14 protein-coding genes are annotated in these 24,224 nt (G+C 73.6%); 6 read left to right on the top strand and 8 right to left on the bottom strand.

The window, feature by feature from the left end; translation table 11 throughout:
* The gene (gene ftsE, locus ACIBK8_RS03455) at window positions 1-690 is read right to left on the bottom strand and encodes a cell division ATP-binding protein FtsE (protein WP_030069385.1); all 690 of its coding nucleotides are present in this window, start codon (window positions 688-690) and stop codon (window positions 1-3) included.
* A 250-nt stretch (window positions 691-940) separates the two neighbouring features.
* Here ftsE and ACIBK8_RS03450 point away from each other — a divergent pair, with 250 nt between their 5' ends.
* Window positions 941-1,135 (top strand): hypothetical protein, encoded by a 195-nt coding sequence (locus ACIBK8_RS03450; RefSeq protein ID WP_399039830.1) that lies wholly within the window; start codon window positions 941-943, stop codon window positions 1,133-1,135.
* Between the two features lie 100 nt (window positions 1,136-1,235).
* Here ACIBK8_RS03450 and ACIBK8_RS03445 read toward each other — a convergent pair whose 3' ends face one another.
* The 4 genes from ACIBK8_RS03445 to ACIBK8_RS03430 all read right to left on the bottom strand — a co-directional run bounded on the left by ACIBK8_RS03445 (window position 1,236) and on the right by ACIBK8_RS03430 (window position 6,859).
* Entirely contained in the window at window positions 1,236-2,105 is an 870-nt protein-coding gene (locus tag ACIBK8_RS03445; protein ID WP_399039829.1) for a hypothetical protein, read from the bottom strand.
* Between the two features lie 332 nt (window positions 2,106-2,437).
* On the bottom strand, window positions 2,438-3,550 hold the full coding sequence (gene prfB / locus ACIBK8_RS03440) for a peptide chain release factor 2 (RefSeq protein ID WP_393685828.1): 1,113 nt from the start codon (window positions 3,548-3,550) through the stop codon (window positions 2,438-2,440).
* A 143-nt stretch (window positions 3,551-3,693) separates the two neighbouring features.
* Window positions 3,694-4,968: a serine/threonine-protein kinase gene (locus ACIBK8_RS03435; protein ID WP_399039828.1), complete on the bottom strand. Its 1,275-nt coding sequence runs from the start codon at window positions 4,966-4,968 to the stop codon at window positions 3,694-3,696.
* Window positions 4,969-5,194: 226 nt separating this feature from the next.
* The gene (locus ACIBK8_RS03430) at window positions 5,195-6,859 is read right to left on the bottom strand and encodes a serine/threonine-protein kinase (protein WP_399039826.1); all 1,665 of its coding nucleotides are present in this window, start codon (window positions 6,857-6,859) and stop codon (window positions 5,195-5,197) included.
* A 452-nt stretch (window positions 6,860-7,311) separates the two neighbouring features.
* On the opposite strand from ACIBK8_RS03430, the gene ACIBK8_RS03425 reads away from it, so the two are divergent.
* Together ACIBK8_RS03425 and ACIBK8_RS03420 are read left to right on the top strand one after the other, a co-directional pair.
* Window positions 7,312-10,872 carry an FtsK/SpoIIIE domain-containing protein gene (locus tag ACIBK8_RS03425; RefSeq protein WP_399040279.1) on the top strand — a complete coding sequence of 1,187 codons (3,561 nt, stop codon included), beginning with the start codon at window positions 7,312-7,314 and terminating at the stop codon, window positions 10,870-10,872.
* 410 nt (window positions 10,873-11,282) lie between these two features.
* Window positions 11,283-12,248, top strand: a complete 966-nt coding sequence (locus ACIBK8_RS03420) for a class I SAM-dependent methyltransferase (RefSeq protein ID WP_399039825.1) — start codon at window positions 11,283-11,285, stop codon at window positions 12,246-12,248.
* A 43-nt stretch (window positions 12,249-12,291) separates the two neighbouring features.
* Here ACIBK8_RS03420 and ACIBK8_RS03415 read toward each other — a convergent pair whose 3' ends face one another.
* On the bottom strand, window positions 12,292-12,990 hold the full coding sequence (locus tag ACIBK8_RS03415) for a class I SAM-dependent methyltransferase (protein ID WP_399039824.1): 699 nt from the start codon (window positions 12,988-12,990) through the stop codon (window positions 12,292-12,294).
* A 474-nt stretch (window positions 12,991-13,464) separates the two neighbouring features.
* Between ACIBK8_RS03415 and ACIBK8_RS03410 the strand changes: the two genes are divergently transcribed.
* The 3 genes from ACIBK8_RS03410 (at window position 13,465) to galE (ending at window position 19,990) form a co-directional block, all read left to right on the top strand.
* Window positions 13,465-17,031 (top strand): CDP-glycerol glycerophosphotransferase family protein, encoded by a 3,567-nt coding sequence (locus ACIBK8_RS03410; RefSeq protein ID WP_399039823.1) that lies wholly within the window; start codon window positions 13,465-13,467, stop codon window positions 17,029-17,031.
* A gap of 265 nt (window positions 17,032-17,296) precedes the next feature.
* A complete protein-coding gene (locus ACIBK8_RS03405) occupies window positions 17,297-18,943 on the top strand; it encodes a glycosyltransferase family 2 protein (protein ID WP_399040278.1) in 1,647 nt (548 codons plus the stop codon).
* Between the two features lie 66 nt (window positions 18,944-19,009).
* The gene (galE, locus tag ACIBK8_RS03400) at window positions 19,010-19,990 is read left to right on the top strand and encodes a UDP-glucose 4-epimerase GalE (RefSeq protein ID WP_399039822.1); all 981 of its coding nucleotides are present in this window, start codon (window positions 19,010-19,012) and stop codon (window positions 19,988-19,990) included.
* A gap of 85 nt (window positions 19,991-20,075) precedes the next feature.
* Here the strand turns inward: galE and ACIBK8_RS03395 are convergent, their stop codons facing one another.
* Window positions 20,076-21,224, bottom strand: coding sequence for a glycosyltransferase (locus ACIBK8_RS03395; protein WP_399039820.1), 1,149 nt, complete (start codon window positions 21,222-21,224; stop codon window positions 20,076-20,078).
* On the bottom strand, window positions 21,221-24,097 hold the full coding sequence (locus tag ACIBK8_RS03390; protein WP_399039819.1) for a CDP-glycerol glycerophosphotransferase family protein: 2,877 nt from the start codon (window positions 24,095-24,097) through the stop codon (window positions 21,221-21,223). Before ACIBK8_RS03390 ends, ACIBK8_RS03395 begins: the two co-directional genes overlap by 4 nt.
* Between the last annotated feature and the right edge of the window lie 127 nt (window positions 24,098-24,224).

Below are 24,224 nucleotides of genomic sequence, written 5' to 3'. Positions count from 1 at the left end.
TCAGTGCTGGTAGCCGTACACGCCGCGCGACTGGTCGCGTACGAGCCGGCCCTTCTCAAGTTCCATGACCCGCTTGCGCATCTGGTCGACGATCTGCTGGTCGTGGGTGGCCATGACCACCGTCGTACCGGTCCTGTTGATCCGGTCCAGCAGCTTCATGATGCCGACGGAGGTCTGCGGGTCGAGGTTGCCGGTCGGCTCGTCCGCGATGAGCAGCATCGGGCGGTTGACGAACGCCCGCGCGATGGCGACGCGCTGCTGCTCACCGCCGGACAGCTCGCCCGGCATCCGGTCCTCTTTGCCGCCGAGGCCGACGAGTTCGAGGACTTCGGGGACCGTCTTGCGGATCTGGCCGCGCGGCTTGCCGATGACTTCGAGGGCGAACGCGACGTTCTGGCCGACCGTCTTGTTGGGGAGCAGCCGGAAGTCCTGGAAGACCGTGCCCACCTGGCGGCGCATCTGCGGCACCTTCCAGTTGGACAGCTTCGCGAGGTCCTTCCCCAGGACGTGTACGGCACCATGGCTGGCGCGCTCCTCGCGCAGCAGCAGGCGCAGGAAAGTGGACTTACCGGAGCCCGAGGACCCCACCAGGAAGACGAACTCGCCGCGCTCGATCTCCAGGGAGACATCCCTGAGTGCGGGGCGGTTCTGCTTCGGGTAAGTCTTGGAGACGTTGTCGAATCGGATCACTGATGCACCACGGTCGACCTGGATAGGGACACGGGTTGCCGGGTTGCGGCTCCCGTCGGTGTGCGTGACCCTACGCGAACCTCAGACGGCGGCGCAGTCGGCGACCATGGTTGGTGCGTTTATTCACGGCGCCTACGGGACAAAAGCTGCGCATTCCGGCGGGGCGCGCCGTTCCGTCACGGAGCTGGCACAGTGGTAAGGGGAACACTCACGCTTCCCCGTGCGTTGGGGCTGTGGAGAAGGAGGTCGCATGACGTACGACCGATTGGTGTGCGCCAACTGCGCGGCCCCTGTGAGTGAGGGCCGCTGCCCTGTGTGCCGCGCGAACAGAGAGCGGCTCCAGCAGCAGGCGGGCGGGATGTTCGCCCAGCTCAACCCGGTGATGCTGCTGGCGCTTCTGGTGGCCCTGATCGCGGTGGGCCTGCTGCTGCACCAGGCCGTCTGAGCGCCCACCTGCCGCAGGCCGTTTCCGGCCGTATCGACGCACGGCCGAGGGGCCCGGAGTGTGTGCACTCCGGGCCCCTCGACTGTGGAACGGGTCGGCGTCAGGCCGCTGCCGCGCCGCCACCGTTCTTGTTGATCAGGCGGGGCATCAGGCGGAAGCCGATACCACCGGCGATCATCGTCGCCGCGCCGACGAGCAGGAAGGTCGTACCGGAAGCACCGGTCTCGGCCAGCTCGCCACCCTTGGCCTGCTGCTTGGCCGGGCCGGGGGTGTCCGCGATCTGCTCCTTGGACTGGCTCGGCTGCTCGATCGGCTTGCTGCCGGCGTTGTCCGTGCCGGTGCCGTCGCCACCGGTGGTGCTGCCACCCGTGCTGCCGCCGCCGGTGGTGCTGCCGTCGTGGCCGCCGGTCTGGCCGCCGTTGCCGTGACCGCCGGTCTGGCCACCGTTCTCCTGGCCGCCGTTGCCGTGACCGCCGGTCTGACCGCCGTTCTCCTGGCCGCCGTTGCCGTGGCCACCGGTCTGGCCACCGTTCTCCTGGCCGCCGTTCTCCTGACCGCCGTCTTCCTGACCGCCGGTCTGGCCACCGTTCTCCTGGCCGCCGTCTTCCTGACCACCGGTCTCCTGACCGCCGGTCTGGCCACCGTTCTCCTGGCCGCCGTTCTCCTGGCCGCCGTCTTCCTGGCCGCCGGTCTCCTGGCCACCGGTCTCCTGGCCGCCGATCAGGCCGCCGTCCTCCTGGCCGCCGTCCGTGCCGCCGTTGTCCTGGCCGCCGTTGTCGTCGCCACCGGTGTCGCCACCGTCGTCGTTGCAGAACAGGTGCAGCGGGTCCAGCGGGCTGCAGTCGCTCGCGCCGCCCTGGCCGCCGGGCGTGGCCGCGGAGGCCGCGCCGGCAGCGGTGAGCGACGCTCCGGCCGCGATCACCGCGCTGGCCGCAATACGCGCAACGCGCAGCCGCGTCTTCTTGGTCATGTGTCTGCTACCCCCAGTAGCTGAACTCGTCAATGGAGCATCTCTGTTCGGGGCCACGGCGCCAGGGGTTCACGCGAGTACTCGGCGCCGCTCACCGGCGGGCCACTCAAATTTCCCCGTTCACACACGCGCGCCCCAGACAGACGCATGCCGCGCCCAGCCTTCCCAGTTCTCCGGGCAACGTCAAGGTCGAATAAAGCCTTTACGCCCGAATCGCCGAAGAATCGCCCGTTACATGGACGTACGACTGTGACCTAACCGCCATAGCAAAAACAACTGCCCCCTCGCGGGGAACAGTTGTTTCCGGGGCGGAACGGGCCGATACCGCCTGCTTACTTGCCCTGTTCCTGCTGCTTGCGCCAGCGGATACCGGCCTCCAGGAAGCCGTCGATGTCGCCGTCCAGCACACCGGTCGGGTTGCCGACCTCGAACTCCGTCCGCAGGTCCTTGACCATCTGGTAGGGGTGCAGGACGTACGAACGCATCTGGTTGCCCCAGGAGTTGCCGCCGTCGCCCTTGAGCGCGTCCATCTTCGCCTGCTCCTCCTGGCGGCGGCGTTCGAGCAGCTTGGCCTGGAGGACGTTCATCGCGGTCGCCTTGTTCTGGATCTGCGAGCGCTCGTTCTGGCAGGAGACCACGATGCCGGTGGGGATGTGCGTCAGACGGACGGCGGAGTCCGTGGTGTTGACGCCCTGGCCGCCGGGGCCCGAGGAACGGTAGACGTCCACCCGCAGCTCGGACTCGTCGATCTCGATGTGGTCGGTCTGCTCGACGACCGGCAGCACCTCGACGCCGGCGAACGACGTCTGGCGGCGGCCCTGGTTGTCGAACGGCGAGATGCGCACCAGGCGGTGGGTGCCCTGCTCGACCGAAAGGGTGCCGTAGGCGTACGGCACCTGGACGGCGAAGGTGGTCGACTTGATGCCGGCCTCTTCGGCGTAGGAGGTTTCGTAGACCTCGGTCTTGTAGCCGTGCCGCTCGGCCCAGCGGAGGTACATGCGCTGGAGCTTCTCGGCGAAGTCGGCGGCGTCCACTCCGCCGGCCTCGGCCCGGATGTTGACGACGGCCTCACGGGAGTCGTACTCACCGGAGAGCAGGGTGCGGACCTCCAGCTCGTCCACCGCCTTGCGGACGGCGTTCAGCTCCGCCTCGGCCTCGGTACGGGTGTCCTCGTCGTCCTCGGCCTCGGCCAGCTCGAAGAGGACCTCCAGGTCGTCGACCCGGGCGCGCAGCTCTTCGGCACGGCGCAGCTGGCCCTGGAGGTACGAAAGGCGGCTGGTGATCTTCTGCGCACTCTCCGGGTCGTCCCACAGGGACGGCGCCGCGGCCTGCTCCTCAAGCACGGCGATATCGGCCCTCATCTTGTCGAGGTCCAGGACGGCCTCGATCGACCCCATGGTCGAGGAGAGGGACTTCAGCTCTTCGGAAACATCGACGACTGCCACGCACCCAGCCTAACGGCTGCCGCCGACAGCGTGCCCAAGCCCCGTCACGGCGACCGCTCACGCGCTCCGCGCCGCCCGGTACCGCCGCCCTCCGGCCGTCACACAGCGCCACGGCCGGGGGCGGCCCGCGGAACCCGGTGGCCTCAGGGCGCGGCGGGATCCGGCTGCTCGATGCCGGGTCCGGCGTCCCCGTGGGTGTCGTCGCCCGAGGCCAGCCAGCCGCCGATGCCCGCGGCGACGACCAACGCGGCTGCCGCGGCCCCGAGCCTGATGCGGCGCTTGCGCACCGCCTCCGGTGACGAACGGTGACGGGCCGATCCCGCCCGGCGCTCGCCCGCCGCCCGCGGGGTGCGCGCGGTGCCGTGCGCACCGCCCGCCAGCTCGTCGGGGCCCGGCACCCGCATGCTCGTGTGCGTCTCGCGGTTCGAGTCGGGCGCTGTCCCCTGCACGAGCGGTACCGCTCCCCGGGCCGGGGTGGTCTCGGCCGGCGCCACCGGGGGATAGAGCCCTTCCTCCTGACCTCCGGGGGACGCAGCGTCCTGCTCGTCCTCCGGGTCCTCGCTGCCCGGCTCGTCGATGTCCAGCGGCGGGATGCCGGCGAGCCCGGGGAGCAGCTCGCGCAGCCGGGCGGCCAGCTCCGGTGCGCGCAGCCGGGAGGCGGGCGCCTTGGCGAGGCACTGGAGGAGCAGCTGCCACAGTTCGTCCGGGATGCCGGGCAGCGGCGCCACCCGTTCGGTGACGTGGCGGCGCAGCACCGCTCCTGGATGCCCGCCGCCGAACGGCGTGAAGCCGGCCAGCATCTCGTACAGGACGGTCGCCAGCGCGTAGACGTCCACGGAGGCGCGTGGCGGCAGCCCCTCGATGATCTCGGGGGCGAGGTAGTCGGGGGTGCCGATGACCTTGGTGGCGCGCGTTCTCCGGGGGGAGTCCACGAGGCGGGCGATGCCGAAGTCGGTCAGCAGGGCGGGGTGCGCGCCTCCGGGTCCGAGCGGGCCCTGCATGTCCAGGAGGACGTTCTCCGGCTTGACGTCGCGGTGCACGATCCGGGCGGCGTGGGCTGCGGCCAGCCCGTCGGCGACGTCGGCGGCGATGGCGCAGGCGGCCTCCGGTGGCAGCCGCCGCTCCCGCTCCAGCCGGGTCCGCAGGTCGGTTCCCCGTACGAGGTCCATGACCAGGGCGAGGTCGTTGCCGTCGACCACGAGGTCACGCACGCCGACGACCCTCGGGTGGTCCAGGCTCAGCAGCGCCGTACGTTCCTGTACGAAGCGGCCGACGAGTTCCTGGTCGGATGCGAGGTCCTCACGCAACAGCTTGATGGCCACGGCCCCTTCGGGGCCCTCGCCCAGCCATACCGTGCCGGCACTGCCGCGTCCCAGGATCTGGTGGGCGGTGTACCGGCTGCCGATCTTCCGTGCCAAGACTGCTCCGACGTGTCGGGCCCCCGAGCGTCCTGCGGAGGCTGAAGTTGGCGTCAAAGCTACGCGGGTACCGGGGGGTTCCGTGCCCCTGAAGGCGGCAACCCGCACTTCTGTGGGAGAAATCGCCGTTGGATGTCGACAAATCCACAGAGTTGCCGGGAGGCGGGGTCTCCGCCCGGGGACGGGCCGGGCTCCCGGGATGCCCCCGGGAGCCGTTAGGGCCCGGTCAGAACTTGCTGCTCAGTCCGTTGACGAAGTCCCGCACGCCGGCGAAGACGTCCCCGATCTGCGTGAAGAACCCCTTGGTGGTGCCGATCCACTCCTGGAGCGGGGTCAGCTCCCAGATCAGCCAGCTCGCCACGAACAGGATGACGATCGTGAACAGGCAGCCCTTGAGGCAGCCAAGGCCCGGGATCCGCATCGGGTTGGCGCTGCGCTGACGGGGCTCGCGGCGCGGGCGCGGCTCAGGGGCGGGCGGGCGCTGCGGTTCGTAGCGCTGCGGCGGCGGCTCCTGGCGGCGCTGCGGGGCCTGCGGCTGCTGCGGCTGCTGCTGCGCGTACGGCACCGGGGCCGGCTGCGGGCGGTACTGAGGCGGCTGCTGTTGCTGCTGGGGCGGCGGCTGCGGGGCGGCCGGGCGGCGCTGCGGGCGGCGGCGCAACGGGTCGTCGCCGGGCTCCAGGTACTGCACCTGGGTCTGGTCGTTGCGGTCGCGCGCGGCCCGCATCTGGGACTCCCAGGGATGCGGCCCGTCAGGGTCCTGCGGGCCGCCACCCGGCGGGCCGCCCGGCATCGGGGGCACCGGCGGCATCGCACGGGTCGGGTCGGCGTTCGGACCGCCGGGTGCGCCGGTCTGCGGCAGCACGCTGGTCGCCGCTGCCGGGTCGAAGGACCCGGCGTTGGACGGCAGGACCTGGGTGGGGTCGGCTTCGCCCGTACCGGGGCCGCCGTTATCCGTCCCCGGCACCGTCGCGGGCGCCGGGTCGGGGGCGAGCAGCGCGGCGACGCCGAGTGCCGCCTCGGCCTGGGCCGGGGTGGCGTGCACGCCGACACCGGCCGCGACGGTACGCAGCGCGCGGGCGAGGTTCTCGGCGCTCGGCCGGCCCTCCGGCTGCTTGCTCAGGCAGCGCTCTATGACCGTCCACAGCGGTTCGGGCACCGAGCCGGGGCGCTGCGGCTCCTCGCTGAGGTGGCGGTGCAGCACCTCCAGGGCGGTCGATCCGGCGAACGGCGGGCGGCCGGTGACCAGCTCGTACAGCAGGATGCCGGCGCCGTAGATGTCGACGGCCGAGGTCTGCGGGCGGCCCTCGGCCGACTCCGGGGCGACGTAGGCGGGGGTGCCGACGAATTCGTGGGTGCGGGTCAGGCCCGGGGAGTCGGCGAGGCGGGCGATGCCGAAGTCGGTCAGCATCGGGTGCATCTCGCTGTCACCGTCGGACCCGGCGAGCAGGACGTTGGCGGGCTTGAGGTCGCGGTGCACCACGCCGTCGGCATGGCTTGCGGCCAGTGCGTCGGCGATCTGCGCGGTGAGCAGGGAGGCCGCCACCGGGCTGAAGGGACCGTTGTCCCTGAGGTAGCGGTGCAGGTCGGGGCCGTCGACCAGGTCCATGACGAGCGCGAGCATGTCGCCCTCGACGACGAGGTCGCGGGTCCGCACGATGTTGGGGTGGGTGAGCCGCAACAGGACGGAGCGCTCCCGCAGGAAGCGCATCACCACATCCGCGTCGTGCGCCAGCTCTTCCTTGAGGACCTTGATCGCGACCGTCTCGCCGGGCTCGCCGGCCACCGCGGCCTCGGCCCCCGCCGCCTCCCGCTGACGCGCACGCCAGACGGTGCCCGTGGCGCCGCGTCCCAGCGGCTCCTCAAGCAGGTACTTGCTGCCTACCGGCCGCACGTCATGCGCTCCCTGGTCGTGATCGAACTCTGTCCGGCCCGCTGGGTCAGCTCGCGGCCCGTCGCCCCACTGTAGTGCCGACGTACAAGCCCGTCGGCGTGGCGGAATCGTACGGGGCTCGTGGGGAAGACGCCCGTTCCGGACGGATGGTTGCCACGGGGCGGCGGGCGATGTGCGCGGCAGGACCGGGTGGCCGGAACGGGCGGACCGCGCACGCCGCGGGTCCGCGGTTTCCCTGTCCGGCCGGCAACCGGCAAGATCATTGAGTGCCGGTCGGCGGGCGTGTTGTCAGTGGCAGGTGCGAGGATGCATCCAGCACGCATGCGGAGGGGGAGCGCGCTCTCGGTCGCACCGTGCACTTGGGACTTGTACGAGCCGACGCGCTCGGGCGCGGTGGGGGATTGAGCGGGGCCCCTGCCGAACTCCCCGGGCAGAAGGGACCGTTGACGGCGATGCAGATCCGGCTGACCGTCCTCGGGCCGCGCAGCGGCCACCCCACGCGGGCCTGTGACGTGCTCGTGACGGCCCCTGCCGGGACCGCACTTGCGGCGGTGGCCGGTTCGCTCGCCGCGTCGGTCGCCGGCAGCGGCGCGGACGTCGGCGCGTCCGGTGGCGGGCCCGTCGTCCTCTTCGCGGGCGCCGAACGGCTCGATCCGCAGCGCGCCGCGCTCGGTGAACCCCCGCTGATCGACGGCGCGGTGCTCTCCCTCCAGGCCCCCGGACCCGACCCCGCCCACGGCCTGCCGCACGGCCCGGCGAGGCTGCGCGTGGTCTCGGGCCCCGACGCCGGCGGCGTCCATCTGCTGCACGGCGGCCAGATCCGCATCGGCCGCTCCGGCGACGCCGACGTGCCACTCGACGACCCGGACGTCTCCCGGCTGCACTGCGCCGTGACGGTCGAGGCGGACGGCTCGGTCTACGTCGCCGACCTGCGGTCCACGAACGGCACCGTCGTCGACGGCACCGAACTGGGCGCGCACCCCGCGCCGCTGCACGCGGGCACCCTGCTGCGCATCGGCGAGTCCGCGCTGCGCCTCCAGCCCTCGTCCGGCACCCCCGATCCGGCGCTCCAGGCCACCCCGGACGGCGAGGGCCACCTCCGGGTGCGCCCCGGCGACCCGGGCGCCCCGGAGACCGACGGCGGCGCGGACGAGGACCGCGGTCCCGGCGCACGGGCGGTCGGCGCGGCGGCGGGCGGCTCGTACGACGCGTCCGACGGGCGCGGCGGGTCGGCCGGCGGTACGGCTCCGGTGGGCATTCCGGGGCAGTCCGTCGACGGTGGCCACGAAGCCGGGGCGCCGCACACCGGACCGGGCGACGGCGCGCGGCCCGGGGCCGTGCGCGATCCCCGTGCGTACCCGGGCGGCGGGCTGAGCAGCGCCGTGGCGGCCGGTGCCGCGCGCGCCCAGGAGCGGCAGGACACGCCGCTGCACGGCACCCCGATCGCCGCCCGCGGGCAGCAGCACCCCGGCGGCACGCCCCCGCGGCCCGTGGACGACGCGCCCGTCCACGGCCGTCCCGGTCACCCGGGTCACCCCGGGCCGGGCGCCCCGTACGGCGGTCACGACCCGCGGGACGACCGCTTCGCCGTCCCCCAGGGCGCTCCGGACGATCCCCGCGCCCAGGAGCCGTCCCGGCACGGCACCCCGCTGCGCGGCACCACCGCCGACGGCTTCGGTCCCGGGGTCCGCGTGCGGCCGGACGCCGGGCCCGCGGGCGCCGGTGAGGGCACGCACGGCGGGCAGCAGGAGCTGGCGCCCCCCGAGGGGATGTCCCGCAGAGGCGGGCGGCGCGGCGGCATCGGCGCCTGGGCGCGCCGGCTCGCGGGCGGCCGTCCCGCCGTGGACGGCCCGGATGAGGCCGCCGCCCCGGAGGCCGGACCCGCCGTGGTGGCGGCCGACGCCGGCCACCCCGCCGACGAGACGGCGCAGCAGGCCGAGCCGCCGTCAGGGCCGGCGGCGCACGAACGATGGCCGGACGCCGCCGCCGTACTGCTGACGGCGCTCGGTCCAGGACCCCGCCTGTGGGAGCGCGACCAGGACCATCAGGACGCGCTGACCGTCCGGCTCGGCACCGCGTCCAGGGCAGGCGGCCGGACCGCCGTGCCGGTCACCGTCGAGCTGCGCCGGGCGGGCGCGCTGGGCCTCGCGGGCCCGCGCGCCCGCCTCGCCGGGCTTGCCCGTTCGGCCCTCGCCCAGCTCGCCGCGCTGCACGCACCCGGCGCCCTCGAAATCGTGCTGATCAGCACGGACCGCACGCGCAGCACCGAGGAGCGGATCGCCGACTGGTCCTGGCTCGGCTGGCTGCCGCACGCCCGCCCCGCGCACGGCCAGGACTGCCGGCTGCTGCTCGCCTACGACAAGGAGCAGGCGGCGGCCCGCACCGCCGAGCTGGTCCGCAGGCTCGACGACGGGCCGCTCGGCCCCGGCTGGGCCAGCGCCGAGCGCGCCGAGGTCGCGGCGGCAGCCGCCCGGTACCGCGGCCCGTTCACGGTCGTGCTGGTGGACGGCGACCTGGGCTCGTCCGCGCTGCGCGAGACCGCGGCGCGGCTGGCGGCGGGCGGGCCCGCGGCCGGTATCCACCTCATCTGCCTGGCCGAGACCCCCGCCGCGTCCCCGGCCTTCCCGCTGGCCGCGACGTACGAGGCGGCCCGCGCCGCGTCGCCCGCTTTCGGCGAGTGCGGGGCGGTCGCGGTGCTCAGCGGCGACGTCGCCACCGCGCTGCGGGTCGTGCAGCCGGGCTCCGGGCCCAACGGCACGGTCGCCACCCTCGACGCGGTGTCCGGCGCCTGGGCCGACCGGTTCGCCAGGGCGCTGGCGCCGCTGCGCGAGTCCGAGGCGACGGCGACGGTCGGCGGCCGTCCGGTGCACCGCGCCGCCGCCCCGCTGCCCGAAGCCTCGCGCCTCCTCGACGAGTTGGGCCTCGCGCGGGCCACACCCGCCTCGCTGATGGCCCGGTGGGCCGCGGCCATGGACACCGACCGGCCGAGCATCCCGGCCGTGCTGGGCGCGGGTCCGCACGGCCCGGTCTGCGCCGATCTCGCCGCGGACGCCTCGCACCTCCTCCTGGAGGGCGCACCGGGCAGCGGCAAGACCGAACTGCTGCGGTCGCTGGCCGCGTCGCTCGCCGCCGCCGACCGCCCCGACCTGCTGTCGATGGTGCTGGTGGACGGCGGCGGCAGCGAACGCGGCGAGGGCCTGCGGGTCTGCACGGACCTGCCGCACGTCACGACGTACCTGGCGGCGTCGGATCCGGTCCGGATGCGGGAGTTCGCGCAGGCGCTGTCGTCGGAGCTGAAGCGGCGCGCGGAAATACTGGCCGGCACGCCGTTCGCGGAGTGGCGCGCCAAGCATCTGCCGGCGCCGCGCGTGGTCGCACCGCGGCGGACGACGGAGGGCGCGCCGGGCGGAGCGGAGGCCGATCCTTCGACGACGGGGACGCTGCGGCTACGGCCGCGCAGCGGTCCGCAGCCCGGGGATGAGCCCGTGGCCGCGGTGCCGATGCCCCGGCTGTTCGTGCTGGTCGACGACTTCGACGCGCTGGTCTCGCCCGCGCTGGGCAGCACCGGCCGTCCGTCGGCCGGTTCGGTGGTGCGCGCGCTGGAGGCGGTGGCCAGGGACGGCGCGGCGCTCGGCGTGCACCTGATCGCCGCGACCGGCCATCCGGACCGTACGGCCGACACCGCGACCTCGGAACGCGCCGGTCTGCGCGTCCAGTTGGGGTCGCCGGCCGATCCGTCCGACCCGGTGCCGCCCGGCCGGGGCCGGCTGCACCGCGCGGAGGACGGCTCGTCAACCCCGTTCCAGGCCGGACGGGTGACGGGCCGGATACCCCGGACGTCCACGCTGCGGCCGACGGTCGTACCGCTGGAGTGGCAGCGGATGGGCGATCCGCCGGCCCGGCGCCCGCTGCGCGAACTGGGCAACGGCCCCACGGACCTGGCCCTGCTCGCCAGCGCCCTGCAACGAGCCGCCCAGTCATCGGGCGCCCCGTCGGCCCCGCCCCTGGCCTGAGCCGCCCGCCGGCCCCGCCCCCGTCCCGGTGCATTCCGCCCGCACCGGGACGGCGGGCCCGGCCGGACGACAGTGCAACCGTGCGGCGGAACGCCCCGGACTACGGCACGACCGGGCGAGGGCACGACCGAACGACGGCGCAACCGGGCGAGGGCACGACCGAACACCCGGCCGACCGTGCGACACCGAGGCCGTCAACTCCGGTGCCCGCACACCAAGTTGACACCCCACTCCCCCGCCCGCCGCTGCGGTTTCCCTTCGCCCCGCCGCGCGCCATCTTCCGTTCACTTTCCTCCGCCTACGATGACGGCCGCGCCGTACCCCCGGTATCCGGCACCACAGGCGCGCCTCCTGCGCTGCCCGCGTCGCATGCCGTCAGAGATTCCCGACCGTCTGGAGACGGACCGCACATGACTGCCCCCACCGCAGACCAGAGTGCCGAACAACTCCCGCGCCCCGCCCGGCTTTCCGACGTCAAGGGCTGGTTCTTCACCGCCGACCAGCTGCTTTTCGACTGGATCCTCGAATACCAGCGGGACCGCTCCGCCACCGGAGACCTGCTCGAACTGGGCGCGTACCTCGGCAAGAGCGCGATCTTCCTCGGGGCGCGGCTCGGCCCCGGCGAACGCTTCACGGTCTGCGACCTCTTCGACTCCCCCGCCGATGACGCCTCCAACTCGAAGGAGATGAAGAAGTCCTACGCGACGCTGACCCGCCGCGCCTTCGAGGCCAACTACCTCGCCTTCCACGAGGAGCTGCCCACCATCGTCCAGGGCCTCAGCTCGATCGTGCGCGACCACGTCGCGGACCGCAGCGTGCGCTTCGCCCACATCGACGCCTCGCATCTGTACGAACACGTGCACGGCGACATCCTGGCGGTGCGGGAGCTGGTCACCGACACCGGCGTCGTGGTGCTCGACGACTTCCGCGCCGAGCACTGCCCCGGCGTGGCCGCGGCCACCTGGCAGGCGGTGACCAACGAGGGGCTGCACCCCCTGTGCATCACCGGCACCAAGTTCTACGGGACCTGGGGCGATCCGGGGCCGCTGCGGGAGGCCCTGCTGGACTGGCTGAAGAGCCGCGGGGACATCTGGCACGAGGTGCAGTCGGTCAACGGCGCCCCGCTGATCAGGCTCAGCGCCAAGGGCGCGAAGGATCCCGCGCACCCGGTGTCCCGGCATCGTGCGGCGGCGTCCGGGCGGGCGCCCGAGCACGTCCCGGGCCGGGCGGCGGACCGGGGTCAGGCCGCCCGTACCGGCGGGCGTCCCGGCCGCGCGCCGCGCCCGGTGCGCGCCCCGCTGCGCCGTCTCGCGGTCGACTGGCTGCCGCCCGTCGTCACCAGGGCCATCGTGGCGGCCCGGCACCGGCCCCGCTGACCTGCGGCGCGGCGCGGGAGGGCCGGCCCGCGCCGCGCCGCGTTCACGCCGGCACCTGCCCGACCAGGACGAACGCGTTGGCGTCCAGCAACCGACCGGCCGGGCGGGGCAACGGGCAGGAGTAGGTGCGGCGGACGGACAGGCCCGCCGACTCGGCGAAGACCCGCAGCAGCGCGAAATCGGTGAAACGGCCGGGGGCCTCGGCGCTGCGGTGCCCGGCCTCCTGCGGGGTGATCAGCACGACGCCGCCGCCCGGCCGCACATACGGCAGGTAGGCCCGCAGCAGGCCCTCGACCTGCTCGTCGTCGAGGTGCTGGAGCACCTGCGCGGACAGCAGCGCGTCGAAGGCCCCTGGCCTGGCGTGCGGGCTCGCGAGGAACGCGTCGGCGGTGTAGGCGGTCAGGCCGCGGGCCCGGCAGATGTCGACGGAGTGCGGGTCGTGGTCCACGCCGACGCTGCCAGGCGCGCAGCCGGCCAGCGTGTCGCCCGATCCGCAGCCGATGTCCAGCACCCGTCCGGAGCCGATCCGGCGCAGCTGCCTGCGGTACGGGGCCCGCGGCGGTCGCAGCCAGGGCAGCAGGGGCCGCGGTCCGCTGCGCGCCCGCGCGGGCGGCGCGGCGGCGGCGCGGACGGCCTCGGGGGCGGGGGCGGGCGGCGTTACGGGCCCGGCGCCCGGGGCGGAGCGGGCGGCGGGGGCCGAGGGGACGACGGGAGCGGCGGGACTGCCGGTTCGTCCGGACATCGTGGTCACCTTTCCCTGGGCACGGCGCGGGGCGCGCCCGCTCCGTGCGGCGGTCTACGACATCGGATCCTCGGCCGCTGCGGCGTCCGCTCGGATCCAGGAGATCGGGTCTGCCGAAGGCCGCCGGCTGCGGGGTACCGGCGGCCACGGGTCCACGGCAACGGTCTACGGCATCGGGCCCGGTCCCGGCGCACGGCACGCCGACCGGCCCCGGCCACTCCCCGGCACGGCGGCGCACGGGTCCGCCGGGCGGTCGTGGGCGGCGGCCGGTTCCCGGTGACGGAACGGCCGGTCGCGGACGGGCCGCGGAGCGCCGCGGCGGAACCCCGCGGCCTCACCCTTTCAGCGCAGCTGCGGTGACCGCGTCACGGGTGTGCGAGTTGAATGCCCCGGGGGATGCCCCCTGTCTCCCGCTTTCTCGCATGTCATCCGTTTCGCCCGTTTCACCTGTTCGGAAAGGCTTGGTCCGCGCGCATGAAGCCACGGCTCACCGTCGTCGTTCCGGTGCATCGCACCGAGGGATCCGAGCGGGATCCGGAGGAGTGCCTGGAGTCGCTCGCGGCCCAGACGCTGACGGCGCTGGACGTGGTGATGGTCGTCGCCGGATCCTCCGATGGCGCACCGGCCGCCCTCGCCCGCCGCTTCGCGGAGCGGGATCCCCGCTTCCGGACCGTCCGGCACACCGGGGAGCCCGCCGACCCCGGCACGCTCCGCAACACCGGCGCCCGGCACCCGTATCCGCACACCACGTACCTGGCCTTCCTCGGCCCCGGCGAGGTGCTGCTGCCGCGCGCGTACGAGGAGCTGACCGCGCTGCTGGACATGTCGGACGCGGACCTGGCGAGCGGCGGCGTCCGCCTGCTCGGGCCGGACGGCCGCAGGTCGCCGCACGAGCCGGCCGGCCGCGCGAGCGCGCTGCGCACCCACATCACCGAGGACCGCACCCTGCTGTCCGACACCCCGGCCGCCAACAAGGTCTTCCGGCGCAGCTTCTGGGAGCGCCACGAACTCGCCTTCCCTCCGGGGGAGTTGTACGACGAGGCGCCCCTCACGCTGCGTGCGCACTTCCTCGCCGACGCGGTGGACGTGCTGCCCGCGCCCGTCTGCCGGCTGCGCCGCCCGCAGGACACCGCCCGGCAGCCCGGTGTGCAAGAGGTGCGCGAGCGGTTCGCCGCCGTCGGGAGCGTCGCCGCCTTCCTCGCCGACCCGGCGCGCACCCGGGGCGTCCCCTGCCGCGACGACTACGACAGGGAGCGGCTCACCGACGGCCTGCGCGACCTCGTCGAGGCGCTGCCCGCGGCCGGTCCCGAGGTCCGTACCGAGTTCCTGGAGCAGGCCCGCGGCTACCTCGCCCGCGTCGGGCCGCAGGTGTTCGGCACGCTGCCGGTGGAACTGCGGATGCGCTGGTACCTGATCCGCGCCGGACGCCTCGACGATCTGCTGCGGCTCCTGGCACACGAGCGGCGCAATCCGGCCGCGTTCCGCGTCGCGGGGCCGCCGCTGCGCCGCCGGGCCGTGCTGCCCGTGGACCCGCCGCTCGGCCTGCCGCCGGGCGTCACCCGGCTCGACCGCGGCGACTTCCCCGTACGGGCCCGCGTCCAGGAGGCGGTGTGGCGGGACGGCGCGCTGCGGCTGCGCGGCTACGCCTACATCCGCAACCTCGCCGCGCCCGGCCGGCACAGCTACCTCGGTACGGCGGTGCTGACCCAGGGCAGACGCCGGATCCTGCTGCCGCTGCGCACGCTCCGGATGCCGCAGGCCACCCTCGATTCCGGGCAGGAGCAGCACTGTTACGACTGGTCGGGCTTCGAGGTCACGCTCGATCCCTACCGGCTGCGGCGGGCCGGGCGGTGGCAGGAGGGCAGCTGGCAGGTGGGGCTGGTGATCATCGCGGCCGGTGTGCTGCGCACCGCCGCGCTCGGCCCGTCCGAGAGCGGTTCGGGCGCGTCGCCGTGCCCGCACGACACCTTCGACGGGGTACGGATCACCCCCGGCTACCCGGACGGGCGGCTGGGCCTGACGGTGGAGCGCGTCACCCGCCGGCTGACCGGACGCGAGCCGGCCGGTGCCGGGGCGCTGGATCTGACGTTCCGGGCGGCGGGCCCCGCCCCGGTCGCCCTGCGGCTGACGCATCAGGGGACGGGGGCGGTGGTGTCCTTCCCGGTGGAGGACCGGAAGGCCGGGGAGAGCGGGGACGCCGCTCCGGCCAAGGCAGCGGGGAGGCCGCGCAAGCCCGCGGGCCACACCGTGCGGGTGCTGCTCGACGCGCTCGCCGCCGCCAGGCCTGCCCGCGACGGCGCGCCCCGCGGGAGCGCACCGGCGCACGACGAGACCTGGGACGCCGGCCTGGTGCTCCCCGGCGGCGGCACCGGACCGGTCTCCTGCGAGCCCGCCCTGGCGCCGCTCGCGCTTCCGCTGGCGCACGGCAGGGAGCTGGTCGTGGCGGCCGGGCCCACCGGGCGTCTCGTCCTGCACGACCGCACCCCGCAGCCGTACCTCGACCGCGTCGTCTGGCGCGCGGACGGCACCCTGCTGGTGGCCGGTGCGCTGCCGGCCGCCGCGCCGCACGCCACCGAACTCGTCCTCACGCACACCGCGCACGCCGTCGAGACCGCCGTCCCCACCACCCACGACTCAGGCCGCTTCCACTGCGCCCTGCCGCTGGCCGCGCTCCCCTCCCCCACGGGGCCGCTGCCGCTGCGCGCGGGCCACTGGGCGCTGCGGCTGCGCGAACGCGGCGTCCCCGGCTCAGCGGCCGACGTCCCGGTCCGCTTCGCCCCGTCCGTTTTCGACGGGCTGCCCGCCTCCCGTACGGTCCGCGGCAAGCCGTTCACCCTCGACCGGCGCGACCACGACGAGGCGTTCCTGGCCGCCGGGACGACGCTGCCGGCCAACGACCGCGGGCCCTACCGCCGCCGGGTGCTGCGCGAGTCGCACTACCCGCTGCACCGCACCCGCCCGCTGCGCGACGCCGTCCTCTACAGCAGCTTCGGCGGCCGGGCGTACGGCGACTCGCCCCGCGCGGTGCACGAGGAACTGGTGCGCAGGGGCATGGACGCGGACCACCTGTGGGCGGTGCGCGACGCGCAGACCACGGTTCCGGCGACGGCCCGCGCGGTGATCGTGGGCAGCGCCGAGTGGCACGGCGCGCTGGCGCACAGCAGCTGGGTGGTGACCAACACACACCTGCCGGGATGGTTCACCCGCCGTCAGGGCCAGATCGTCGTACAGACCTGGCACGGCACCCCGTTCAAGCGGATCGGCGCCGGCCTGGCGGGCACGCTGTGCGCGCAACTCGCCCATCTGGCGCCGCGGCCGGGCCGGGCCCGCCAGTGGAGCGTGCTGCTGTCGCCCAACGCGCACAGCACGCCGGTGCTGCGCTCCGCGCTCGGTTTCCCCGGCGAGCCGCTGGAGTCAGGACTGCCGCGCACCGACGCGTTCTTCGCCGCCGACCGCAGGTCCCGTGCGGCGGTGGTCAGGGCCAGGCTCGGCATCCCGTCGGGCAAGAAGGTGGTGCTGTACGCGCCGACCCCGCGCGACCACCTCGCCTACGACGCGGCCCACCACCGTATGCATCTGCCGCTCGACCTGGACGCGGCGCGGCGGGCGCTGGCCGACGACCATGTGCTGCTGGTCCGCAGCCATCCACTGGTCGCCGACCGGCTGCCGGCCCACCACGCGCCGTTCGCCGTCGACGTCACCGGGTACCCCGATGCCACCGAACTGCTGCTCGCCGCCGACGTGTTGGTCACCGACTACTCCTCGCTGGCCGCCGACTTCGCCGACACCGGCCGCCCGATGCTCTTCTTGACCCCTGACCTGCCGCACTACCGCGACCGCCTGCGCGGCTTCACCCTGGACTTCGAGGCCAGGGCGCCGGGCCCGCTGCTCACCTCGACCGGTGAACTGATCGACGCGCTGGGCGACCTGGACACCGTCGCGCGGTCCTGTGCCGACGCGTACGCCGCCTTCCGCCGGGCGTTCTGTCACCGCGACGACGGAGGTGCGGCCGGACGCGCCGCCGACCTGCTGCTGAGGTGACAGGACGTAGGTCGCCGTATGGAGGTTTGGCGGACATCGGAATCCGGCGGCGTTCGGATCGTTACAGCTTGTGCAGGCGTCCTCACCGTGCCAATACCCGCCCAACCCTGGTTTTCCGGACCGTCATCGGACGGCAATGAGGCGGAAAACCGTGGTGGCGGGTGCAACCGCACGGCGGAATTCCCCCTCTGATCCAGGGAATGGGAAGTCCGGAGCCCGCTCGCGCCATGAGATGCCGTCGACACGAAATGTAGATGTAGTGACTGTGAAAGAAGCCCACGAGCCACCGCCTGGGCCCACCATCACGCCGGCCGCGCAGATCAGCATCGTCGTCATCGCCTTCAACGACGTCACGCACGTCACCGACGCGGTGCGCTCCGCACTGGCGCAGGCCGCCGACGGCGTGACCGTCGAAGTGATCGCCGTGGACGACGCCTCCACCGACGGCACCGGCGCCGCCCTCGACACCCTCGCCCGCGACGAGCCACGGCTGCGCGTCCTGCACCGCACCGAGAACAGCGGCGGCTGCGGCACCCCGCGCAATGACGGGCTGCGCGCCGCGGCGGGCCGGTTCGTGATGTTCCTGGACAGCGACGACGTGCTGCCGGCCGGTGCGGCACCCGCGCTGCTGCGGGCGGCGCTCGACGCGGACGCGCCGGTGGCGTCCGGCGCCTGCGTCCGCAGGGAGCTGCCGGACCGCCGCGACGTCCCGTGGCAGCCGGGCATCTACCGCGGGACCACCGTGCACGCGGCCCCCGCCGGCAGCCCGCAGCTGGTGCGGGACACCCTGTGCGTGAACAAGCTCTACGACCGGGCGTTCCTCGCCGAGCACGGCATCGTCTTCCCCGAAGGCCGCTTCACCTACGAGGACTTCGTCTTCACCGCGCGGGTGCTGGCCGCCGCCCCGCGGCTGGTGACCATCCCCGACAGCGTCTACATCTGGCACGTCCGGCGCGCCGCAGCCAAGCAGTCGATCTCGCTGGCCCGCAAGGACGTCGCCAACTGGCAGGCCAGGATCGACGCGCACCGCACCAGCGTGCAGATCTTCCAGGACGCCGGGCACAAGGATCTCGCGCAGGCCGCCAGGACCAAGTTCCTCGACCACGACCTGCGGATGTACGTCCGTGAACTGCACACCCGCGGCGCCGACTACCGCACCGCGTGGTGGCGGCTGACCGCCGGCTACCTGGCCGGCTTCGACGAGGCCGACCTCCAGGCCGCCCGCGCCCCGGCCCGCTGGCTCGCCCGGGTCGTGTCGGCGGCGGACGGGCCGCCCGACGGCCTCGACCGGCTGACGCAGCTGGCGGACAGGCCGGGACGGCTGCTGCCGCCGTACGCCAGGAACGACGAGGGGCGCCCGGTGTGGTCGGCGCAGCTGCCGCAGGTCGAGCTGGACGGGATCGACTCCAAGCCGACGCACCGGCTGCCGGTCACCATCGACGCGGAGCCGGTCATCGGCCGCCGCAGCGTGCTGCGGCTGCGGGTGCACGAGCTGTACGGGCGGCTCGCCGATGCCGGGCCGCTGAGCATCGACGTCGAGCTGCGGCGGCGGGCCGACGACCGGCGCGGCCCGGTGCACACGGCCGCGCTGACCCCGGCGCCCGGCCCCGACGCGTCCTGGACCGCCGAGGTGGTGCTCGACCTCGGCGCGCTGGTCGAGCGCGGCGACCGGCAGGCGGCCGGGCCCGACCCCTGGGACCTGATGGCACAGGTGCGCTGCGCCGACGGCTCCGGCTTCCGCGCCTCGCCGCGCGCGGTGGGCCCGGGGCTGCGCCGCCGGATACTGCCGAGCCGCCGCTTCGCCGTGCTGCTGGTGCAGCCGTACGCGACCACCGGCGGGGCGCTGTCGCTGCGGATCGCCGCCGGGCTGCGCAGCGTCCGGCGGATCGCCGCGGCGCGGCTGCGCCGCTGACCACCGGAGGGCCGGGCACCGCCCGCCCTCCCGTCCTCCCCAAGCACCCGACCCTAGGATGGCGCCATGTCTTACTTGATCACGGGTGGTGCCGGCTACATCGGCGCCCACGTCGTACGGGCCCTGCGGCAGGCGGGCGAGCCCGTCATCGTGCTGGACGACCTGACGACGGGGGTTGCCGCCCGGCTCCCCGAAGACGTGCCGCTGGTCGTCGGCTCCACCCTGGACCGCGCGCTCCTGGACCGCACCATCGCCGAGCACGGCGTCACCGACGTCGTGCACCTGGCCGCCAAGAAGCAGGTCGGCGAGTCCGTCGAGATGCCGCTGCACTACTACCGCGAGAACGTCCACGGTCTCCAGACGCTGCTGGAGGCGATGGCCGCGGGCGGCGTCGGCCGGTTCGTGTTCTCCTCGTCGGCCGCGGTCTACGGCATGCCGGACGTCGACCTGGTCACCGAGGACACGCCCTGCGTGCCGATCAACCCGTACGGCGAGACCAAGCTGGTCGGCGAGTGGATGGCCCGCGCGGCCGGGCGGGCGCACGGCATCAGCACCGCCTGCCTGCGCTACTTCAACGTCGCGGGCGCCGCCGCCCCCGAGCTGGCGGACACCGGCGTCTTCAACATCGTCCCGATGGTGTTCGAGAAGCTCACCGCCGGCGCCGCGCCGCGGATCTTCGGCGACGACTACGACACGCCTGACGGCACCTGCATCCGCGACTACATCCACGTCGCCGACCTCGCCGACGCCCATGTGGCGGCTGCCCGCAAGCTCGCCGAGCCGGGTCCTGTCCGCGATCTGACCCTCAACATCGGCCGCGGCGAGGGGGTTTCGGTCCGCGAGATGATCGATCTGATCGTCGAGGTCACCGGTCACTCGGGCGTCGCCGCCGAGGTCACGCCGCGCCGCCCCGGCGACCCGGCCCGGGTGGTCGCCGCCGACGACCGGATCGCGGCCGAGCTGGGCTGGAAGGCGCACCACGACGTCCGCGACATGATCACCTCGGCGTGGGCGGGCTGGCAGCACCACCACCCCGAGGCCCGCTGACCCCGTACGGCGGACAGCCGCCGTGCCCCTCCTGGTGAGGGGCACGGCGGCTGTCGTCTCTCCGGGCGGCTCGGCGTCCGGCGGATCAGCGCTCCAGGAAGGCGAACAGCTCTTCCCAGCGGTGGGTGATCCGGTCGGTGCAGTAGCGCTGGACGTTCTCGCGCGCGGTGGTGCCGAGCCGGTCGCGCAGTTCCTTGTCGGTCATCAACGCCTCGATGTGCGCGGCGAGTTGGTTGATGTTGCCGGGCGCGGCCAGCAGCCCGTCCTCGCCGTCCTGCACGATCTCGTGGACGCCGGGCGCGCAGTCGAACGCGGCGCAGGGCACCGCCGCCGCCATCGCCTCCATCAGTGACAGCGGGAAGCCTTCGGCGCGGGACGCCTGGGCGAAGAGGGAGGCGCCGCGCAGCGCGCCCGGCACGTCGTCGGTGCGGCCCATGAACTCCACCGACCGCTCCAGGCCGAGCGCGTCGCGCTGCTTGAGCAGGATCTCCTCGTCCTCGCCCGAGCCGTAGATCCGCAGCAGCCAGTCGGGGTGCCGGGGCGTCAGCAGCGCCCAGGTGTCCAGGAGCAGGTCGACGCCCTTCTCGTCGGAGAGCCTGCCGATGCTGGCGACGACCTTCTCCGTGCGCTCGGAAGGGGTGTCGGGCATGACGGGCAGCGGGTTCGGCATGTAGTCGGCGTTGTCCATGCCGGCCCTGATCCACATGTCGGCGTCCTCGCGGGTCAGCGCGAGCAGCCGGTCGACGCCCTTGTAGTGCCGCTTGACCCGCCCGAAGCGCGAGGAGCCGCGGCAGGCGCCGAACGACTCGTGGGTCATGCCGATCACGGGCATGCCCGCGGTGTCGGCGAGCTTCACCCATTCCATGGCCCACACCTGGGTGCAGATGACGATGCCGCCGGGGCGCGCGGTGCGGAGGATGCCGCTGAGCCGCTCGGCCGCCTCGCGCATCCCGGCTTCCCTGGCGGCCCGCCTGCGCCGCTCGGCGAGGTTGAGCCGGCCCTTGACGCCGCGCACCGGGCCGACGTGCGGCGGGTGCACGGTGTAGAGGGTGTCGGTGGGGTACGGGAGGTCACCGAGGTCGGTGCGGAGCTCCTCAGGCGCCGGGACGATGCCGATGACGCGCGGGCGGTGGCCGCGCTCGGCGAACAGCCGGGCCATCTGGTGCGACCAGGTGGTCACCCCGCCCATCTCGTTGACGTTGTTGGAGACGAAGTAGATGTCGCGCCCGGTCACTTGGCGCCTCCTTCGCGGTGTCCCGCACCGAAGAATCTGCCGACGACGCGACGGGCCGCGTCCCCCTGGTCGTACTCGCCGTAGGTGGCGGTGAACTGCGCGCGGGCCTCGCGGTGTTCGGCGTCGGCCGCCTTGAGCCGGTCGATGGCGTCGAACAGCGCGTCCTGGGTCTCGACGAACGGTCCGGGCGCGGTGCTCTTGAGGTCGAAGTAGGTGCCGCGCGCCTCGTTCGCGTACTCCTCGTAGTCGTAGGCGAAGAACAGCATCGGCCGGTCGAGGAGTGCGTAGTCGAACATCACCGATGAGTAGTCGGTGATCAGGCCGTCGGCGAGGGTCATCAGCGGGGCGATGTCGTGGTGCCCGGTGACGTCGATGACGGTGCCGCGTACGGACGGCGGCAGGACGACGTGGTTGAGGTAGTGCGAGCGGATCAGCAGCACGAAGCGGTCGCCGAACCGCCGGGTGAACTCGTCGACGTCGAAGGGCAGCTCGAAGCCGCGTACCGCGCCGTTGGGGCCCGCGCGGAAGGTCGGCGCGTAGAGCAGCACCGTCTTGTCGTCGGGGATGCCCAGTTCGGCGGCGAGCGGGCCGCGGGTGCGGGTGCCGGAGCGCTCCTCCTCCCTGCGGGCGGCGACCAGGGAGTCGTTGCGCGGGTAGCCGCTGCGCAGCAGGACTTCGGGGCGCAGCCTGAAGGCGCCCGCGAGGGTGCGTACGTCGTGTTCGGAGCGGACCAGGAAGTGGTCGAAGCGGTCCAGGACCTGCTGGTAGGCGTCCTTCGCGGCGCGGGCCTGGAGCCGCAGCCTGGGCTCGTCGAAGCCCATCCGCTTGAGCGCGGAGCCGTGCCAGGTCTGGATGTAGGTGGTCTCGGGGCGCTTGGTGAGCTTGAGGGGGTAGCCCTGGTTGTCGATCCAGAACTCGGCCTGGGCCAGGGCCCTGAGGTAGGGCCAGCCCCAGCGCTTGACGAGGGTGGCGTCCTCGGGGAAGCCGGTCGGCTTCTTTCCCGCGTAGCTCCAGACCGCCTCGAAGTCGATGCCCTGGCGGCGCATCTCCTCGTAGAGGGCGCGGGGGCTGTCGCTGTACTGCTTGCCGAGGTGGCTCTCGAAGACCACGAGGCCCTTGCGGACGGGGAGTTTGCTGAACACCTCGTGGTAGACGCGGAGTTTGGTCTGTCCTGAGTTCAGCTCCCGCTTGGCCTTGCGGGCCGTGCGCACACCGGTCTTGGCGAGCGCGGCGGCCGGGCTGTGCAGCGCCTGTCCGAGCAGTTTCTGGGTGCCGCGTGACGCCTTGCTCTGCGCGTGCAGCACGAAGGTGAGGTGGCCGCGCTTGGACGTGGCGGGCTCGATGCGGTCGGAGACCAGCCGGGTCAGCCGGGGCCTGATGCGCAGCGCGCGGGCGTCGTCGAGGTCGACGCCGCCGACGGTCAGCCGGGTGCGGGTGGTCTCCCCGTCGGCCTCCAGGATCAGCCTGGCGTCCCAGACCGCGTCGATCACGCCGAGCGGGCGCAGGCGGCGGGCGAGGTCGAGCGTGGCGTCCCAGTCGACGCGGTCGCCGCGCAGCCGCAGCGAGTTGAGCGGGAAGCTGAAGGTCTGCAGACTGCGGCGGCGGGCCTTCAGCTCGATGCGTCCGCGCAGCCGGGTGGCGGGGGTGATCGCGCCGAGCGGGTTGACGACCGAGCCGGCCAGCTCGACGGTGCCGCGCCCGTCGTCGGCGTAGGAGGTCAGCTGGTTGCGCAGGAAGAGCCGGCCCAGGGAGCGGGTGTGGTAGCCGGCGTCGGTGACGTCGAGTACCCGGCGGCCCTCCGGGTCGTCGAGGTGCCGGTCGGTCCAGTAGACGCGGCCCTCGTGCTCGGCGAGCGGGGTGGAGAGCTTGTCGCGGTTGATGAGGGTGTCGACCGCGGGCATCAGGGCCTGCCAGTCCTCCTTGCCGAGGAGGTAGGCGCAGATGGCCTGTATCGGCTGCACGCGCTCGTACGCCTCGGGGGCGATGCCGGCGAGGTAGCCGTTGGCCATCTCGGCGAACTTCCGCCGGTAGGTCTCGTCCAGGAGCGGCAGGTCACGCAGGTGCAGGACGAGGTCGTGCTTGAGGAATTTGACGTCTTTGTGGAACTTCAGCTCGTCCAGGCCCTGTTGGGCGAGCAGTTCGTCCACTCTGCGGTGAATTTCCATCCGATGCGCAAAGTTGGCGATTTCGTGCCGCCGGTTGCTGATGGATTTTGTCGCCGCCTTCTCGAACACATTCCAGAAGTAGACGTGATTGGGAATGAGGGTGATGCGCCGGGCCGCCACATACGCCTGGGCGGAGAAGAGCAGGTCCTCGTAGTGAATGCCGACGGGGAATTCCAGTCCGGCTTCGCGGAGGAATTCCCGGCGGTAGAGCTTGTTCGTCGACAGGGTGTCGAAGACCAGCAGGTCAGGGAGTTCGGAGACCGATTCGATCGTGCGGGTGCGGGCGTAGAGCCACGGGTACCACTCGACGGTCTTCTTGGTGCGGGTGTCGACGTGGACCCGCACGCACATGCCGGACACCAGGTCGGCGCCGGTGCGTTCGGCCGCGTCCAGCATGTTGCGGCAGGCGTTGGGTTCCAGGACGTCGTCACTGTCGAGGAACATGACGAACTCGCCCCGCGCGTGGGCGATGCCGTGGTTGCGCGGGGCACCGCAGCCCCCGCTGTTCTCGGGAAGTTGCAGGGCACGGACCCTGCCGGGGTGGGCGGCGGCGAGTTCCTGGGCCACGGCGAACGATCTGTCCGTGCTGCAGTCGTCGACGATCACCACGTCGACACCGTGCAGCGTCTGATCCATCACGGACCGGACGGCGGTCGGCAGCCGGTTGGCGTCGTTGTAGACGATCACGACTACGGAGACGTCAGGCACGGGCACCCCTATCCTCTGTTCCTTGTGCCGTATTGGGCCATCAAAACTACCGTGCACCCCTGCCCTCGCCCTGTCGCGCCGGACGGGCAACAGCGGGATTTCCTGCGGTTTTTCGTGCGCCTGACCA

It is taken from the genome of Streptomyces sp. NPDC050161, from assembly GCF_044460025.1.
Taxonomy (GTDB): Bacteria; Actinomycetota; Actinomycetes; order Streptomycetales; family Streptomycetaceae; genus Streptomyces.
Note: the sequence above shows the minus strand (reverse complement) of the source record. Positions and strands in the feature narration are given on the sequence as shown.

What these genes read in the sequence shown, in the direction of transcription:
- ACIBK8_RS03450 (WP_399039830.1), top strand. Translation starts at nt 941, where the DNA reads ATGACGTACGACCGATTGGTGTGCGCCAACTGCGCGGCCCCTGTGAGT.
- ACIBK8_RS03445 (WP_399039829.1), bottom strand. Translation starts at nt 2,105, where the DNA reads ATGACCAAGAAGACGCGGCTGCGCGTTGCGCGTATTGCGGCCAGCGCG.
- ACIBK8_RS03425 (WP_399040279.1), top strand. Translation starts at nt 7,312, where the DNA reads ATGCAGATCCGGCTGACCGTCCTCGGGCCGCGCAGCGGCCACCCCACG.
- ACIBK8_RS03420 (WP_399039825.1), top strand. Translation starts at nt 11,283, where the DNA reads ATGACTGCCCCCACCGCAGACCAGAGTGCCGAACAACTCCCGCGCCCC.
- ACIBK8_RS03415 (WP_399039824.1), bottom strand. Translation starts at nt 12,990, where the DNA reads ATGTCCGGACGAACCGGCAGTCCCGCCGCTCCCGTCGTCCCCTCGGCC.
- ACIBK8_RS03410 (WP_399039823.1), top strand. Translation starts at nt 13,465, where the DNA reads ATGAAGCCACGGCTCACCGTCGTCGTTCCGGTGCATCGCACCGAGGGA.
- galE (WP_399039822.1), top strand. Translation starts at nt 19,010, where the DNA reads ATGTCTTACTTGATCACGGGTGGTGCCGGCTACATCGGCGCCCACGTC.